Consider the following 14,832-nt stretch of genomic DNA (forward strand, 5'->3'; position numbering starts at 1 on the left):
CCTATCCCACCAATCGCTTCATTATGGCTGATCATTTTCAGTTGCCAGCATAGCGTGTTTTTTTAGCATGCCACGTAATTGATGGTAGGTTAGCCCCAGCAGGCTCGCTGCCTTACGTTGATTAAATCGCGCCTGCTCCAAAGCGTGCTTCAACATCTGTTGCTCACTATTATGTAGCCACTGTTTAAGGTCGAGAGGAAGAGTTGGCAACGCTGATTGCGAGTTTGTCGCAACATGGATGTCACGATGCTCAATAACCCCATTTTCAGTGTTCAATCGGCTGGCAAAGGGGTTGATGATAATATTCCCCAGTGGCTGGTTGCTGTCACCGTGACGATATACCGAGCGTTCAACCACATTTTTAAGTTCACGTACATTGCCGGGCCAGTGATATGCCAATAACTCGGCTTTTGCCGACGGCGTAAATCCGGGGAAAAGGGGCAAACCTAATTCGCGGCACATCTGAATGGCAAAATGTTCGGCCAGCAACATAATATCTTGCTGGCGCTCGCGCAGCGGTGGCAACTGCACCACATCAAAGGCGAGACGGTCGAGCAAATCGGCGCGGAATCTACCCGCCGCAGCTAACGCAGGCAAATTGTCATTGGTGGCGCACACCAGCCGTACATCCACTTGCAGTGGTTGACTGCCGCCCACGCGCTCAAGATGACCATACTCAATCACGCGCAATAACTTCTCCTGCACTAACATCGGTGCCGTTGCCAATTCATCTAAAAATAGAGTGCCGCCGTCTGCACGTTCAAAACGGCCCAAATGGCGTTTTTGCGCGCCGGTAAAAGCTCCGGCCTCATGACCAAACAACTCAGAATCAAGTAAATTTTCATTAAGAGCCGCGCAGTTAAGTGAAATAAACGGCCCCTGCCAACGATTGGATAAGTAATGCAGACGGTGGGCTATAAGCTCTTTACCGGTTCCTCGTTCACCAATCACCAACACCGGCTTATTCAGCTTTGCCAGCCCAGAAACTTGCTCCAGCACCTCAACAAAAGAGTTTGCTTCGCCTAACAGGTTTTCTAATTGCTCACTCATGATGAAATTCGCCAATAGTTGGTTAAAATTATCAATCTACATTTTTTTCTCAAACAGTCAAAAATTTTTTGTGTTATTTTTCATGATATTAACTTCCATGAAAAGTTGGCACGACTCTTGATTATAGTTATCCCAAGAAAGATATGTGTTATTGCCAGGCAGCTATCTGCCAAGGCGTCACCAGACGCCACTATTTCAAAGAGCCAATAAGTTAAAAGAGGACGTAAATTATGGGTATTTTTTCTCGTTTCGCCGATATCGTGAACGCCAACATCAATACATTACTGGATAAAGCCGAAGATCCGCAGAAATTGGTACGGCTGATGATTCAGGAAATGGAAGATACGCTGGTTGAGATCCGCTCAACATCAGCCCGTGCGTTGGCAGAGAAGAAACAACTGCTGCGCCGTATTGATCATAGCGAAAGTCAGTTGCAAGAGTGGCAGAATAAAGCTGAACTGGCTTTGCGCAAAGATAAAGAAGATTTAGCCCGTGCAGCACTGATTGAAAAACAAAAAGTGGCGGCACTGATTGATACATTAACGCGTGAAGTGTCGACAGTGGATGAAACGCTGGAGCGCATGAAACATGAAATTACCGAGTTGGAGAGCAAACTGACCGAAACGCGCGCCAGACAGCAGGCATTAACCTTGCGTCATCAGGCGGCATCGTCATCTCGTGATGTGCGTCGTCAACTAGATAGCGGCAAACTTGATGAAGCAATGGCACGTTTTGAGCAGTTTGAGCGGCGCATTGACCATATGGAAGCAGAAGCTGAAACGGTGGGAATTGGCAAACAAAAATCTTTGCATAGCCAATTTGCGGAGCTGAAAGCCGATGACGAAATCAGCAACCAACTGGCCGCCATGAAAGCAAAAATGAATTCAGCTGAGTAATGTTGTTACTACAGTGCAGGCCGTCAGATGGGATAACGAACGACGGCCTGCCATGATAAAAATGCGGAAGCCCGCTATCAAAGATAATTAAGGGGAATGAATGAGTATCCTGTTTCTTGCCATACCGCTGACAATTTTTGTGCTGTTTGTCGCCCCGATTTGGTTATGGCTGCATTACAGCAACCGCCAGCAAAGCGGCGCTCAACTCAGTCATCAGGATATGCAGCGCTTATCACAGCTCACTGATGATGCTCGCCGGATGCGCGAACGTATCCAGACCTTAGAAGAAATTCTAGATGCGCAGCATCCAGACTGGAGGCAATCATAATGGCGAATGCATTAAGCAGTAAAAAACTGTACCGGGTGCCAGAAGAGGGCATGATCAAAGGCGTTTGTGCCGGCTTGGCGCACTATTTTGATATTCCGGTGCGCCTGATCCGAGTGATGGTGGTGTTATCACTATTCTTTGGTCTGTTCGTGTTTACCATTGTGGCCTATATCGTGCTGACTTTTATGTTGGAACCGGTACCTGCGGCCAGCTTCAGTGAGCATCGAGAAGCTACACCGAGGCAGCTTCTCGATCAGCTTGAGTATGAGTTGGGGGCGGGTGAACAGCGTTTGCGTCAGGTCGAGCGCTATGTTACATCCGAGACTTTTGTTGTGCGCAGCCGTTTTCGTCAGTTGTAATATAACCAGATGTATTGTCCCAATCTCGGCCTGCCAGAGGGTAAGAAAATGAATAATAACCTCGCCCGTACACGAGCAGGTGTAGTATTAACGATAATCGCTAAAATTATTTTTACTGTCGCACTGACCTATGGCCCCGCCGGTGCCGCTGGTTTGATAGTCAAAAATGTCAGCCGCAAACCCCTGCGTTGGTTGCTGTTGATGATGCTGGAACCGATGCTAAAACGTGCTATGGGGGCCGCTGCGGGCCAATTTGCCAAGGAGAAGCATGAAACGACTGCAAAATGAGATTACGTCATTGGTTAACCGTGGGATGGACCGTCATCTACGGTTAGCGGTAACCGGCCTGAGTCGCAGCGGGAAAACCGCATTTATCACTTCGTTAGTGAATCAATTACTTCATGTCCACAGCGGTGCTCGTTTGCCGCTGTTTTCTGCTGTCCGCGAAGAGCGGTTGCTCGGTGTGAAACGTGTGCCGCAACGTGATTTGGGTATTCAACGTTTTACTTATGATGAAGGGCTGGCCTCTTTATATGGCACACCGCCCAACTGGCCAACGCCAACGCGAGGTGTCAGCGAAATTCGTCTGGCGCTGCGTTTTCGCTCTGGCGACTCACTCTTGCGCCACTTTAAAGAGACTTCGACGCTGTATCTGGAAATTGTCGATTATCCGGGTGAATGGTTGTTAGATTTGCCGATGCTGGAGCAGGACTATTTAAGCTGGTCGCGTCAGATGGCGGGGTTGTTACAAGGTGATCGCGCGAAGTGGGCAGAGCCTTGGCTGACACTGTGTCAGCAGTGTGATCCGCTGGCCCCTGCAGATGAAAATCAACTGGCCGCCATTGCGCAAGCCTATACCGATTATCTGATTCGTTGCAAAAATGAAGGGCTGCATTTTATTCAGCCAGGGCGCTTTGTGTTACCCGGCGATATGGCGGGCGCACCTGCATTACAGTTTTTCCCGTGGCCGGATGTTAACAGCCTGGGTGAATCGCGTTTGGCTCAGGCGGATAAACATTCCAACTTGGGGATGTTACGTGCCCGTTTTAACTATTATTGCAACTCGGTAGTGAAAGGCTTCTATAAAGAGCACTTTGTTCGCTTTGACCGGCAAATTGTGCTGGTGGACTGCTTGCAACCCCTGAACAGTGGGCCGCAGGCGTTCAATGATATGCGTTTGGCGTTGACACAATTGATGCAGAGTTTCCATTACGGGAAACGCACTTTATTCCGCCGCTTATTCTCACCATGTATTGATAAACTGATGTTTGCTGCCACCAAAGCTGACCATGTTACGGCGGATCAACATGCTAATTTGGTCTCTTTGCTACAGCAACTGGTGCAAGAAGCTTGGCAGAATGCGGCTTTCGAAGGAATTAGCATGGATTGTGTCGGGTTGGCCTCGGTACAAGCAACGGAGAGTGGCATCGTCGAGCATCAAGGGCAGAAAATACCGGCGCTGCGGGGCCATCGCCTAAGTGATGGTATGCCGCTGACGGTCTTCCCCGGTGATGTTCCAGCCCGCTTACCAGGCCCGGCTTTTTGGCAGCAACAAGGCTTCCATTTTGATGAGTTTCGCCCGCAGGCGGTCAATGTGGACAGCCCACTGCCTCATATTCGTCTCGATGCGGTGATGGAATTTTTATTGGGAGATAAATTGCGATGAGCGAGCCGTTAAAACCACGAATTGATTTTGAACAGCCATTGCAACCCTTGGATGAACCGGTCTTAAAAGCTGCACAGGAGTTCAGCCAGCAAGCGGGCGAGAATTTCTATCCTGCCACCCCGGAATTAGATGCAGAAAATGAAGAAGGCCGGGTCGAAGGGTTAGTTAATGCAGCACTGAAACCCAAACGTAGTCTGTGGCGCAAAATGGTCACCGTCGGTGTGGCGCTATTTGGGGTCAGTGTGATTGCTCAGTCAGTGCAATGGGTCAATCAAGCTTGGCAGCAACAAGATTGGATAGCGCTAGGTGCCACAACCGCCGGAGGGCTGATTGTACTGGCGGGGGTTGGCTCAGTGGTGACTGAATGGCGGCGCTTATATCGGTTGCGTCAGCGGGCTGAAGAACGTGATATTGCACGCGAGCTGCTGGTTAGCCACGGAATTGGTCAGGGGCGGGTGTTTTGTGAAAAACTGGCGCGTCAGGCTGGGTTGGATCAAGGGCATCCAGCATTACAGCGTTGGCAAGCCTCGCTACATGAAACCCATAACGATCGCGAAGTGGTTGAACTCTATGCAAAACTGGTACAACCGGCGCTGGATAATCAGGCGCGAGCCGAAATCAGTCGCTATGCTGCTGAATCTGCATTAATGATTGCCGTCAGTCCATTAGCGCTAGTGGATATGGCCTTTATTGCCTGGCGCAATATCCGGCTAATTAACCGTATTGCTGCACTGTATGGTATTGAGCTAGGGTATTTCAGTCGCATTAGGCTGTTCCGCTTGGTGTTGCTGAACATTGCCTTTGCCGGCGCGTCGGAGTTGGTTCGCGAAGTGGGCATGGATTGGCTGTCACAAGATTTGGCTGCGCGCTTATCAGCCCGTGCAGCTCAGGGCATTGGGGCGGGTTTACTGACCGCCAGATTAGGTATCAAAGCCATGGAGTTATGCCGTCCGTTACCTTGGTTGGGGGAGGATAAACCTAAGTTGGGCGATTTCCGTCGCCAGTTGATTAGCCAACTGAAGAATACCTTGCCCAAAAAAGATAAGGCAAATCAGTCGTGATGAGGGCTAGCCCTTGGCTGTGGAGACTATTTTAGGCGCGAGTCAAAGGTAAAAGAGAGCGGTTTGACACTGCTCAGGCAAGCTTGAAAGTCTTTGTGGCGAGGGTTAACCAGCAGATTATTTTCTGATGGCACCAGACTAGAGGGAACCAGTAATCCAAGTGATGATTCTGATTCCAGCCATTCGGTGCCAATATCCATTGTGGCCACCGGTGCCGGATCACTGCGCCAATCACCAGGCCAGTCCTGTGGTTGTAGCAGCATGATATTATTGTCATCGATCTCAATCTGGAATAGTTCGAACTCACTCAGTGTCGAGCTGTCCTGAATATGTACTAAGGCTTCCAGCATCGCCAATGACACACTGCTGGCTAAGTAAATAGCCGCATGTCCCTTGTGATTCCAGCGGCCACCATAGATTTCCGCACCGTAGCCAGTCCAGGTTGACGCCAGATAATGGCGCATCACTATGCGGTAAAAAATCATAAATACCGGCCTATCGGGCTGTTTTTCATAGCAAAGCTACCTTTTAAAATACTTATCCATGTATTGATGCTTAAAGCTCGGTCCTCTTTGGCTATGAGAATACGCCGTGCTCCAGTCGCCCGATTAAATCACAGACTTCCAATGCACCGGTTTCTGTTTCCAGCAGAGAGTCAGGGCTGCGGTGCCCTAAGCCTTTAATTGGGGTAGACATCCAGGTGATAGCGCGGTTTTTATCACCGCCAAACAAATCGACTGCGGCATCCATTACGCGGACGAAACGCGCAATTCGCTCACTCTCTTCTGGTGTAAAACGGCCATCATGGGTGCGTCGACGAGTAAGACTACGGCTGGGAATACCGGTCGCACGCAATATTTCGGCTTTAGGCATCGATGCCCATAAATGAATACTGTCGATAACATCAACAGAAAACCCCATCTTGATGCTGTCTACCAATACGGTGCCGCGGCTGGCGGGCAAACCAATCTCACGCCATAGCGCGCCTGTTTTGGACGCTGGAGCTGGGTGATATGCTCTCATGTAACCTCCTCGGTCAGTTGGCTACATCCACTATAGCCAGTTGGCCGACACAAAGCAAAGTGTCACTGGAGCTTGACGAAGAGCTTGACGCAACTAAGCATTATTTTATTCTGAATTATTAGAATAAAAACCAATATGTCGCTATTTAGTGTGGCTATTGGCGCTGATGATATTTCCTTTCCGTGCTTTATCGAGCAAAAAAAACAACAAAAAGCCGATTCCTGTCAACTTTTGCTGACAGACTGCTTCATCAGCACGGGGGGACAGGGTATTATCATGGCAGATATTCCGCACCTGCCATAGATAAGGTCGATACTGATGCGCTTGGAAGTTTTTTGCGAGGACCGACTCGGTCTCACCAGAGAGTTACTTGATCTCTTGGTTTTACGCAGCATTGATTTACGGGGGATCGAAATTGATCCGATTGGCCGCATTTACCTGAACTTCTCCCAACTGGACTTCAGTGTATTTAGCGCATTGATGATGGATATTCGGCGCATTGAAGGCGTCACTGATGTCCGCACCGTCTCCTTTATGCCGTCTGAGCGCGAACACCGTTCACTGCGGGCATTGCTTGAATCCATGCCCGAGCCTGTATTTTCTATCGATTTGAAAGGTAATCTTGAATTAGCCAACCCCGCCGCTCGTGAGCTATTTTCTCTTAATGAAGAGAAGATTCGCCATAAAACAGCAGGTAGCTTGCTGGGTGGGTATAACTTTGCCCGCTGGTTTGAGGAGGGCGATACTGCCCCTCATACTGAACGCGTGTTGATCAATAATCAGGATTACCTGATGGAGATCACTCCCATTCAGCTCGATGATGAAAATCTGCAGAGTCAGACCGTGGGTGCCGTAGTGATGTTAAAATCCACCGCACGCATGGGTAAACAACTGCAAATTTTATCAGTTAACGATGATACTGAATTTAAACAGATTGTTGCGACCAGTACTAAAATGCGTCAGGTACTTGAGCAAGCGCGTAAATTAGCCATGCTGGACGCACCTTTACTGTTAGTGGGTGATACCGGCACCGGCAAGGACTTATTAGCTCGGGCCTGCCATTTACGCAGCCCTCGCGGGAAAATGCCATTCCTCGGTTTAAACTGTGCTTCTCTGCCCGATGATGTAGTAGAAAGTGAGCTCTTTGGCTATGCCGCCGGAGCCTACCCTAATGCCGTTGAGGGCAAGAAGGGCTTCTTCGAGCAGGCTAATGGTGGCTCTGTCCTGCTGGATGAAATCGGCGAAATGTCGCCTCGTATGCAAATCAAGTTGTTACGTTTTCTCAATGACGGCACTTTCCGCCGGGTTGGGGAAGAACACGAGGTGCATGTTGATGTGCGGGTTATTTGTGCGACGCAAAAGAATTTAGTGGAGTTAGTGCAGCGTGGTGAGTTCCGCGAGGACTTATATTACCGTCTCAATGTCTTGACCATCACTTTGCCACCATTGCGTGAGCGTCAGGCCGATATCATGCCGCTGACGGCGATGTTTGTCGCTCGCTTCTCCGACGAACAAGGTGTGCCCCGGCCGAAATTAGCCCCTGAACTGAGTAGTTTCCTGACTAATTATGGGTGGCCCGGTAACGTGCGGCAGTTAAAAAATGCTATTTACCGCGCCCTGACTCAGTTGGAAGGTTTTGAGCTGCGGCCGCAAGATATTATTTTACCGGAGTTCGAAGTTGAGGCTGCGCTGGGAGACGAAGTGCTCAATGGTTCACTTGATGATATCAGTAAACGTTTCGAACGCTCTGTTTTGACTCGTCTTTATCGCAATTACCCCAGTACTCGTAAGCTGGCCAAACGGTTGGGGGTTTCTCACACAGCCATTGCCAATAAATTGCGTGAGTATGGTTTGAGCAGTAAGCGGGTTGCTAGTGATGAAAGTGAAGAAGAATAAACCGCGGATTCACTGGCGATGAAGTAAAAGTGCATGACGTTAAGCCAGAAGATAATAGCCTCGGTGGCTATAAAAAACGGCTGTACCCAATGGGTCAGCCGTTTGCATCATGACTTTAGTTTTATTGAAACCAAAGGCTTGATGATTACTTCAGTGCCGCCAATGCAGCATCATAGTTTGGTTCGGTAGTGATTTCGTTAACTAACTCACTGTAGATCACGTTGTCCTGACCATCCAGAACCACTACAGCACGTGCGGTCAAACCCGCCAATGGGCCTTCAGTAATCGCCACACCGTAAGCTTGTTTGAACTCGGCACCACGCAAAGTTGACAGCGTAACGACGTTGCTCAGGCCTTCAGCACCGCAAAAACGTGATTGAGCAAATGGCAGGTCAGAGGAGATACAAAGAACGACAGTGTTCTCAAGTTCGCCCGCCAGTTGGTTGAATTTGCGTACGGATGCGGCACAAACACCGGTATCGATACTTGGGAAGATGTTCAGGACTTTACGTTTGCCAACGAAGCTGCTCAGTGCAACATCAGATAAATCTTTCGCTACCAAAGTAAAGTCTTTAGCTTTATCGCCCGGTTGTGGCAGTTGACCGGCAACGGTCACTGGATTGCCTTGGAAATGTACTGTCTGTGTCATTATTAGCTCCATTTTACAGATGTGTAACACGAAGTTCAGTTTAAGGTAACAATGGCAGCTTGGATATGAGAAATTTGCCAAATAATTGAGATTTTACTGGCGTTAGGTTCTCGCACCTGATGTCAAAGCCTGAATTTTGCCGAGGAACCCTAATGAGAACCATGCGTTGCTACCCTGAGGCTTGGCCTCTTCATTCCGCCTTTGTTATTTCGCGTGGAAGCCGTACTGAAGCCAAAGTCGTGGTTGTCGAGATTGAAGAAGGGGGTATCCGTGCATTGGGGGAATGTACGCCATATCCACATTATGGTGAAAGTGAATCTTCGGTGATGGCTCAGCTAGCGTTGGTGGTGAGTGCCATTGAATATGGTATCTCCCGCGAAGAGCTGCAACATCTCTTGCCTGCCGGGGCGGCAAGGAATGCGGTAGATTGCGCGTTATGGCAACTGGAATGTTTACAAAATCAGCAAAATTTATGGCAGCGTACTCAAACTCCTGCGGTCCCCGCAATTTCAATGGCCCAGACCGTCAGCATAGGGACGCCGGAAGCCATGGCATACAGTGCCAGCGCATTGACACATCTTGGTGCTAACCTGTTAAAAATCAAGCTTGATGACCATCTTATTGCTGAACGTTTAGTCGCCATCCGCAGTGCTGCACCTGACGTGACTTTAATCGTAGATGCCAATGAAGCCTGGCAGCCGGAAGGGTTGGCTGCTCGTTGCCAACTATTAGCCGATTTAGGGGTCGCCATGCTAGAACAGCCACTGCCGGCGGGTATGGATGGATCTTTGGCGAACTTTATCCACCCCCTGCCTATTTGTGCTGATGAAAGCTGCCATACGCGGGTGGACTTAGCCGGCCTGGTTGGCTGCTATGACATGGTTAACATCAAACTGGACAAAAGTGGTGGATTAACTGAAGCATTGTTATTGGCCGAGCAGGCAAAATCGATGGGATTTGCCATTATGCTCGGCTGCATGCTGTGTACGTCACGGGCGATTCGCGCGGCATTGCCACTGGCACCCGCAGCGCGTTTTGTCGATCTGGATGGTCCAACATGGTTGGAACGCGATGTTGATGACGGTTTGCATTTCTCTACCGGTGCTATCAACTTGTCGGTTTAATCCGTCAGTGTCAGTAAATCAATCAATGCGGCCAGATAACTTTCACTGGCTGCATCGGCTGAAATTGGCGGCAATTCCGCAGTGATACAGGGTAAGTTGCGTTCGGCGCACCAACTGCCAAATGAGCCCGGAGTGGCGTAGCCCACACTGGTGACCAGTGGCAATTCGAAATTGGCGGCGAGCTGTGCTCCCAGTTCTGAACTGTCTGGATCTTCAATGCAAGCCAACGGCTCATGAAATGAAACTACCCAGCGGGGCGCTAACTGGGTAATCAGTGCGCACAACGCTTGTGTCTCAGGCTCCGAACCTGCGTACTCTCCGGTCGATAACACCACATCACGGGCATCAGCTACGCTATTCCAGCGATAGACTGTCTCTCCTGCCTGCCAATTTTTCGCCGGGAAATTGCGATTAAGATCAACACCATTGGCATTTGCCCGCAGTCCCAACTGGCAGCCGTCGGGGTTCACCGCCAATACCACGTGATGGCGCTGCTGGAGTGGTGAGATGCTGCGTAATGCGCAGGAGAGGGCAACAATTGCCGCACTTTCATCGCCATGAGTACCGGCGATAATCAGACCGGTGTTAACTGATGGATTGAGAGCCGGGAAATATAGCAGTGGTGCTCCCAGTAAGGATGTGCCGTAGTGTTGTCCTGGCGTAATCAGATTTCCCCGTGCTGCGCGGGGGCGATGTTGGCTCATGATAATCTCTGTTATTTCGCATATATTTATATTACATTCAACATAGCATCTAACATTATTACTTTGAATCAATAAGATAAGATATTTGGTAATAAACAGGGTAATGATTTAAAAAAGATGAAAGTTAAATTTGGCTGATCATTGTAGTGCTGGGTTGTGGCTACATTCTATGGTCACTAAACAGAGTATTCTACGGTCGTTATGATGACGTTTAGTTTGCGGGTTTATGCTTATTAGACTTTTGTACTTTCGCTGAAATGGAACAACGAAAAGGTTATCAATTATGCGCTATTTCCGTTATGCATTGTGTGCCGCATTAGTTGGCACAGCGCTGGGCGCGGCAAATGCTGCTGATGTCCCTGCGGGCACCGTACTGGCTGAAAAACAAGAAATTGTTCGTCATATTAAAGATGAACCCGCCTCCCTCGATCCGATGAAAGCTGTTGGGTTAATCGAGGCCCAGGTTGCCCGAGATCTGTTCGAAGGGCTGGTTAATCAAGATGCACATGGCCAAATAATTCCAGGTGTGGCTGCAAAATGGCAAACAACAGATAACCAAACCTATCTATTTACCTTACGTAAAGATGCGAAATGGTCTAATGGCGAACCTGTGACGGCGCAAGATTTTGTTTATAGTTGGCGTCGTTTGGTTGACCCTAAAAGTTTATCTCCTTTTGCCTGGTTTGCTGAACTGGCCGGAATGGAAAATGCGCAGCAAATTATTGCGGGGAAAATGCCACCGGAGGCTCTTGGGGTCAGTGCGGTTGATAATTATACGCTTAAAGTTAAACTCAGCAAACCGGTGCCTTATTTCCCAAGCCTGACAGCAAATTTCAGTTTATTCCCGGTTCCATCCACCGTAATTGAAAAATATGGTAGTGACTGGACTAAGGTGGGAAATTTAGTTGGAAACGGCGCATTTAAATTGCAAGATAGAGTAGTGAATGAAAAGTTAGTACTGGTCCCCAATGAGTCTTATTGGGACCATGCCCATACTGTGCTAACTAAAGTGACGTTTATTCCCATTAATCAGGAAGCCAATGCCACTAAACGCTACCAAGCGGGTGATATTGATATTACAGAGTCATTTCCGAAAAATTTATATCAGAAGTTATTAAAAGATATTCCTGGGCAGGTTTATACTCCCGATCAGTTAGGCACTTATTATTACGCATTTAATACACAACGTGCGCCAACAAGTGATGTGCGAGTGCGTAAAGCACTATCTTATGCCATAGATCGCAAAATTATCGCTGAAAAAGTATTAGGTACCGGAGAAAAACCTGCCTACCACTTTACACCAGATGTTACCGCGGGCTATCACCCGGTGGCGAATTTATTACAGCAGCAAGACCAGGAAGAATTGAATACTCAAGCTAAAGCGCTGTTACACGCCGCAGGCTATGGTCCTGATAAACCTTTAAAATTATCTCTGTTGTATAATACCTCTGATAATAATCAGAAACTGGCCATTGCCATTGCCTCCATGTGGAAGAAGACCCTGGGCGTGGATGTCAATATGATTAACCAGGAGTGGAAGACATACATTGATAGCCGCAATACCGGTAATTTTGATGTAGTCCGTGCATCATGGGTCGGCGATTACAATGAGCCATCGACGTTCCTGTCACTGCTGACATCGACTCACAGTGGTAATATCGCCAAATTTAATAGTGCAGATTATGATCGTTTAATGAGTGAAGCGGGCAAGCAGACCAATTCTAAAGCATTAAGTGAAGATTATAATAAAGCCGAACAAATTATTGCAGAGCAAGTGCCGATTGCACCAATATACCAATTCACTAATGGGCGATTAATTAAACCTTGGGTGAAAGGTTATCCTATTACCAACCCTGAAGATGTGGCATATAGCCACACTATATACATTATCAAGCATTAATATTGATAGTAGCAAATAAGCCGCCGGTATTAACCGGTGGCTCTTTATATTCAATAGCTAATTAGAGATGTAAAGAATAGAGAGCTACTTTAGATTATGTCGCTTAGGCACAATTGCTGAGATGGAAATCATAAATCCAGTCAATGATGCTACGATTAACGGAAAAATAAAGGCATCTGAAGATCTCAATGGATTATTTATATCAATAATTATCACAAAAAAGAATGAGCTGGTTGCAAAGGTTGATGACGAATATAACTCATTAAGTTTGTATTGCAGATTTTCTAATGCAAATGGTGGTGTCTTTTTTGAAATGCCATCCCAAATAATATGTATTAGCATGTAAGAAATACAGATAATGCAATAAAACTTGGTCAACTCATCTGTCGTCTGTGGTGAGTACCAATGGGGGGAAAGTGGCTCCAATTTAGTTCACCAAAACTTTGCTCAGATAGGCACCAGCTATAAGTACGCCTCCAATTGCTGCAAATGTGAATGCAAGGGAAGCTGTAACGGTTAATGCGGGGACTAAAAATGATAAGCCTCCCGTCAGTGCAAACCCTGCTCCTGCGCCACCAATTAATGCTTTCATTAACGTAATGAAGCTGATTTCCATAATCAATATTCCTTGAGTATACAACGTGGTAACTAGAAAAATTGTACACCAAAGCCTGAGGGGCTCCCGCTGACTTTATTCTTATGTATCCTTAACTATATTGGTTTTTTGGCAATATTTTCATGTTACATGATCTGATGAATACATTAAGCACGGTTGCTTTTGATGATAATTCTTACAAAGCTGCGTGCTATTTTACTGGGGATAGCGGCTATCCGCGGACATCGACTTTAAAGATCAGGTTGCTAGCGCTACACTGAGCTAATTGCATGATAAATGCCGAAATAGAGGATGTTGTCGTGGATGTAGTCGAAGGAAAAGCACTTCAAGTCTCGGATGCCGTTTATGCTTATCAGCTTGATGGGAAAGGGGGAGTGGCATCAATCAGCACGGATGCCATTGCCACTGCTGAGCAACCTTGTTGGTTGCATTTGGATTACACCTACCCGGAAAGCGCCGCTTGGCTGCAAAATACCCCATTACTTCCAGAGGTGGTTCGTGATGGGCTGGCAGGCGAGAGTGTCCGCCCTAAAGTCACTCGTTTGGGTGATGGCACAATGATAACTTTGCGAGGTATCAATTTTAATAATGATGCCCGCCCAGATCAGTTAGTCACCATCCGGGTTTATATGACGGATAAGTTAATCGTCTCGACCCGGCACCGCAAAGTTTATTCCATTGATGATGTACTGAACGATTTACAAAGTGGTACTGGCCCTACAGACAGTGGTAATTGGCTGGTGGAGATTGTTGATGGCCTGACGGACCACACCAGTGAGTTTATCGAAGATCTGCATGACAAAATTATCGATCTTGAAGATGATTTGCTGGAACAAAAAATCCCCCAACGTGGTCAGATGGCATTGTTACGCAAGCAGTTGATTGTATTGCGCCGGTATATGGCTCCCCAGCGTGATGTTTTTTCCCGCCTGGCCAGCGAGCGTTTGCCGTGGATGAGTGATGATGATCGTCGCCGGATGCAGGAGATCTCCGAGCGTTTGGGGCGCGGCCTAGAGGATTTAGACTCTAGCATTGCACGTACTGCGGTATTGTCCGATGAAATTAGCTCTTTAATGGCGGATGCCATGAACCGACGGACCTACACCATGTCACTTCTGGCAATGGTGTTTTTGCCGACCACTTTTTTAACCGGACTATTTGGCGTCAACCTTGGGGGAATTCCCGGTAATACCTACTCCTTTGGTTTTGCCACATTCTGCATGATGTTAGTGGTTTTGGTGTTAGCTGTTGCTTGGTGGTTAAAACGCAGTAAATGGCTCTAGTTGGCATTAGATAGGTCAGTAAAATAGTATGCCAGATAGGGGGTTAATCACTGCAAAATTGAGCCATATCAAGATTAGGTGGTTATGACTCAGGCATTATCACTTTGCAGGTGAATGCAACGTCAAGCGATGGGCGTTGCGCTCCATATTTGTAATACTTTTATTTTGAATTACTGCATAGCACATAATTGTTACGATGCCGATGTTGTCTCAACATCGGCATTTTTTTATGCATTTTTTGGGCACTAAGCCGCCATGAGCGCTAGGAAGAGAACTC

Annotated in this window: 17 protein-coding genes; 11 read left to right on the forward strand and 6 right to left on the reverse strand. The window is 47.7% G+C overall.

Annotated features, from left to right (window positions below; translation table 11 throughout):
* Positions 1–21 precede the first annotated feature (21 nt).
* A complete protein-coding gene (pspF, locus tag DJ58_RS20085) occupies positions 22–1,050 on the reverse strand; it encodes a phage shock protein operon transcriptional activator (protein ID WP_004706638.1) in 1,029 nt (342 codons plus the stop codon).
* Positions 1,051–1,280: 230 nt separating this feature from the next.
* On the opposite strand from pspF, the gene pspA reads away from it, so the two are divergent.
* From pspA to DJ58_RS20055, 6 genes are all read left to right on the forward strand, one after another.
* Positions 1,281–1,946, forward strand: coding sequence for a phage shock protein PspA (gene pspA / locus DJ58_RS20080; protein WP_004706639.1), 666 nt, complete (start codon positions 1,281–1,283; stop codon positions 1,944–1,946).
* Positions 1,947–2,046: 100 nt separating this feature from the next.
* Entirely contained in the window at positions 2,047–2,274 is a 228-nt protein-coding gene (pspB, locus tag DJ58_RS20075) for an envelope stress response membrane protein PspB (protein WP_032910193.1), read from the forward strand.
* Positions 2,274–2,633, forward strand: a complete 360-nt coding sequence (pspC, locus tag DJ58_RS20070; RefSeq protein ID WP_004706642.1) for an envelope stress response membrane protein PspC — start codon at positions 2,274–2,276, stop codon at positions 2,631–2,633. The genes pspB and pspC overlap by 1 nt, the downstream gene beginning before the upstream one ends.
* Before the next feature lie 48 nt (positions 2,634–2,681).
* Positions 2,682–2,921, forward strand: coding sequence for a phage shock protein PspD (pspD, locus tag DJ58_RS20065; protein WP_032910194.1), 240 nt, complete (start codon positions 2,682–2,684; stop codon positions 2,919–2,921).
* The gene (locus tag DJ58_RS20060; RefSeq protein ID WP_032910196.1) at positions 2,902–4,299 is read left to right on the forward strand and encodes a YcjX family GTP-binding protein; all 1,398 of its coding nucleotides are present in this window, start codon (positions 2,902–2,904) and stop codon (positions 4,297–4,299) included. Before pspD ends, DJ58_RS20060 begins: the two co-directional genes overlap by 20 nt.
* Positions 4,296–5,360: a YcjF family protein gene (locus tag DJ58_RS20055; RefSeq protein ID WP_032910198.1), complete on the forward strand. Its 1,065-nt coding sequence runs from the start codon at positions 4,296–4,298 to the stop codon at positions 5,358–5,360. Before DJ58_RS20060 ends, DJ58_RS20055 begins: the two co-directional genes overlap by 4 nt.
* A gap of 26 nt (positions 5,361–5,386) precedes the next feature.
* Here DJ58_RS20055 and DJ58_RS20050 read toward each other — a convergent pair whose 3' ends face one another.
* Positions 5,387–5,845 (reverse strand): RES family NAD+ phosphorylase, encoded by a 459-nt coding sequence (locus tag DJ58_RS20050; RefSeq protein WP_004706649.1) that lies wholly within the window; start codon positions 5,843–5,845, stop codon positions 5,387–5,389.
* Between the two features lie 91 nt (positions 5,846–5,936).
* Entirely contained in the window at positions 5,937–6,383 is a 447-nt protein-coding gene (gene xre, locus DJ58_RS20045) for a type II toxin-antitoxin system antitoxin Xre (RefSeq protein WP_004706650.1), read from the reverse strand.
* A 318-nt stretch (positions 6,384–6,701) separates the two neighbouring features.
* Between xre and tyrR the strand changes: the two genes are divergently transcribed.
* Positions 6,702–8,279: a transcriptional regulator TyrR gene (gene tyrR, locus DJ58_RS20040; protein WP_032910200.1), complete on the forward strand. Its 1,578-nt coding sequence runs from the start codon at positions 6,702–6,704 to the stop codon at positions 8,277–8,279.
* 145 nt (positions 8,280–8,424) lie between these two features.
* On the opposite strand, the gene tpx is transcribed toward tyrR, so the two are convergent.
* Complete coding sequence (gene tpx / locus DJ58_RS20035) at positions 8,425–8,928, reverse strand: thiol peroxidase (protein WP_032910201.1); 504 nt, start codon at positions 8,926–8,928, stop codon at positions 8,425–8,427.
* Positions 8,929–9,080: 152 nt separating this feature from the next.
* On the opposite strand from tpx, the gene ycjG reads away from it, so the two are divergent.
* Positions 9,081–10,052, forward strand: a complete 972-nt coding sequence (ycjG, locus tag DJ58_RS20030; RefSeq protein ID WP_032910202.1) for an L-Ala-D/L-Glu epimerase — start codon at positions 9,081–9,083, stop codon at positions 10,050–10,052.
* Here the strand turns inward: ycjG and mpaA are convergent.
* On the reverse strand, positions 10,049–10,756 hold the full coding sequence (gene mpaA, locus DJ58_RS20025; RefSeq protein ID WP_032910203.1) for a murein tripeptide amidase MpaA: 708 nt from the start codon (positions 10,754–10,756) through the stop codon (positions 10,049–10,051). The genes ycjG and mpaA overlap by 4 nt on opposite strands.
* A 283-nt stretch (positions 10,757–11,039) precedes the next feature.
* On the opposite strand from mpaA, the gene DJ58_RS20020 reads away from it, so the two are divergent.
* Entirely contained in the window at positions 11,040–12,656 is a 1,617-nt protein-coding gene (locus DJ58_RS20020; RefSeq protein WP_004706655.1) for a peptide ABC transporter substrate-binding protein, read from the forward strand.
* A gap of 121 nt (positions 12,657–12,777) precedes the next feature.
* Positions 12,778–13,002 carry a hypothetical protein gene (locus tag DJ58_RS0121400; protein ID WP_226977627.1) on the forward strand — a complete coding sequence of 75 codons (225 nt, stop codon included), beginning with the start codon at positions 12,778–12,780 and terminating at the stop codon, positions 13,000–13,002.
* An 81-nt stretch (positions 13,003–13,083) separates the two neighbouring features.
* Here the strand turns inward: DJ58_RS0121400 and DJ58_RS20015 are convergent, their stop codons facing one another.
* Positions 13,084–13,272, reverse strand: a complete 189-nt coding sequence (locus tag DJ58_RS20015) for a hypothetical protein (RefSeq protein WP_004706656.1) — start codon at positions 13,270–13,272, stop codon at positions 13,084–13,086.
* A 299-nt stretch (positions 13,273–13,571) separates the two neighbouring features.
* Here DJ58_RS20015 and zntB point away from each other — a divergent pair, with 299 nt between their 5' ends.
* Positions 13,572–14,555: a zinc transporter ZntB gene (gene zntB / locus DJ58_RS20010; protein ID WP_032910222.1), complete on the forward strand. Its 984-nt coding sequence runs from the start codon at positions 13,572–13,574 to the stop codon at positions 14,553–14,555.
* Positions 14,556–14,832: the final 277 nt, after the last annotated feature.

The sequence above is a fragment of the Yersinia frederiksenii ATCC 33641 genome, assembly GCF_000754805.1.
Taxonomy (GTDB): domain Bacteria; phylum Pseudomonadota; class Gammaproteobacteria; order Enterobacterales; family Enterobacteriaceae; genus Yersinia; species Yersinia frederiksenii.

What these genes read in the sequence shown, in the direction of transcription:
- pspF (WP_004706638.1), bottom strand. Translation starts at nt 1,050, where the DNA reads ATGAGTGAGCAATTAGAAAACCTGTTAGGCGAAGCAAACTCTTTTGTT.
- pspA (WP_004706639.1), top strand. Translation starts at nt 1,281, where the DNA reads ATGGGTATTTTTTCTCGTTTCGCCGATATCGTGAACGCCAACATCAAT.
- pspB (WP_032910193.1), top strand. Translation starts at nt 2,047, where the DNA reads ATGAGTATCCTGTTTCTTGCCATACCGCTGACAATTTTTGTGCTGTTT.
- pspC (WP_004706642.1), top strand. Translation starts at nt 2,274, where the DNA reads ATGGCGAATGCATTAAGCAGTAAAAAACTGTACCGGGTGCCAGAAGAG.
- pspD (WP_032910194.1), top strand. Translation starts at nt 2,682, where the DNA reads ATGAATAATAACCTCGCCCGTACACGAGCAGGTGTAGTATTAACGATA.
- DJ58_RS20060 (WP_032910196.1), top strand. Translation starts at nt 2,902, where the DNA reads ATGAAACGACTGCAAAATGAGATTACGTCATTGGTTAACCGTGGGATG.
- DJ58_RS20055 (WP_032910198.1), top strand. Translation starts at nt 4,296, where the DNA reads ATGAGCGAGCCGTTAAAACCACGAATTGATTTTGAACAGCCATTGCAA.
- DJ58_RS20050 (WP_004706649.1), bottom strand. Translation starts at nt 5,845, where the DNA reads ATGATTTTTTACCGCATAGTGATGCGCCATTATCTGGCGTCAACCTGG.
- xre (WP_004706650.1), bottom strand. Translation starts at nt 6,383, where the DNA reads ATGAGAGCATATCACCCAGCTCCAGCGTCCAAAACAGGCGCGCTATGG.
- tyrR (WP_032910200.1), top strand. Translation starts at nt 6,702, where the DNA reads ATGCGCTTGGAAGTTTTTTGCGAGGACCGACTCGGTCTCACCAGAGAG.
- tpx (WP_032910201.1), bottom strand. Translation starts at nt 8,928, where the DNA reads ATGACACAGACAGTACATTTCCAAGGCAATCCAGTGACCGTTGCCGGT.
- ycjG (WP_032910202.1), top strand. Translation starts at nt 9,081, where the DNA reads ATGAGAACCATGCGTTGCTACCCTGAGGCTTGGCCTCTTCATTCCGCC.
- mpaA (WP_032910203.1), bottom strand. Translation starts at nt 10,756, where the DNA reads ATGAGCCAACATCGCCCCCGCGCAGCACGGGGAAATCTGATTACGCCA.
- DJ58_RS20020 (WP_004706655.1), top strand. Translation starts at nt 11,040, where the DNA reads ATGCGCTATTTCCGTTATGCATTGTGTGCCGCATTAGTTGGCACAGCG.
- DJ58_RS0121400 (WP_226977627.1), top strand. Translation starts at nt 12,778, where the DNA reads ATGGAAATCATAAATCCAGTCAATGATGCTACGATTAACGGAAAAATA.
- DJ58_RS20015 (WP_004706656.1), bottom strand. Translation starts at nt 13,272, where the DNA reads ATGGAAATCAGCTTCATTACGTTAATGAAAGCATTAATTGGTGGCGCA.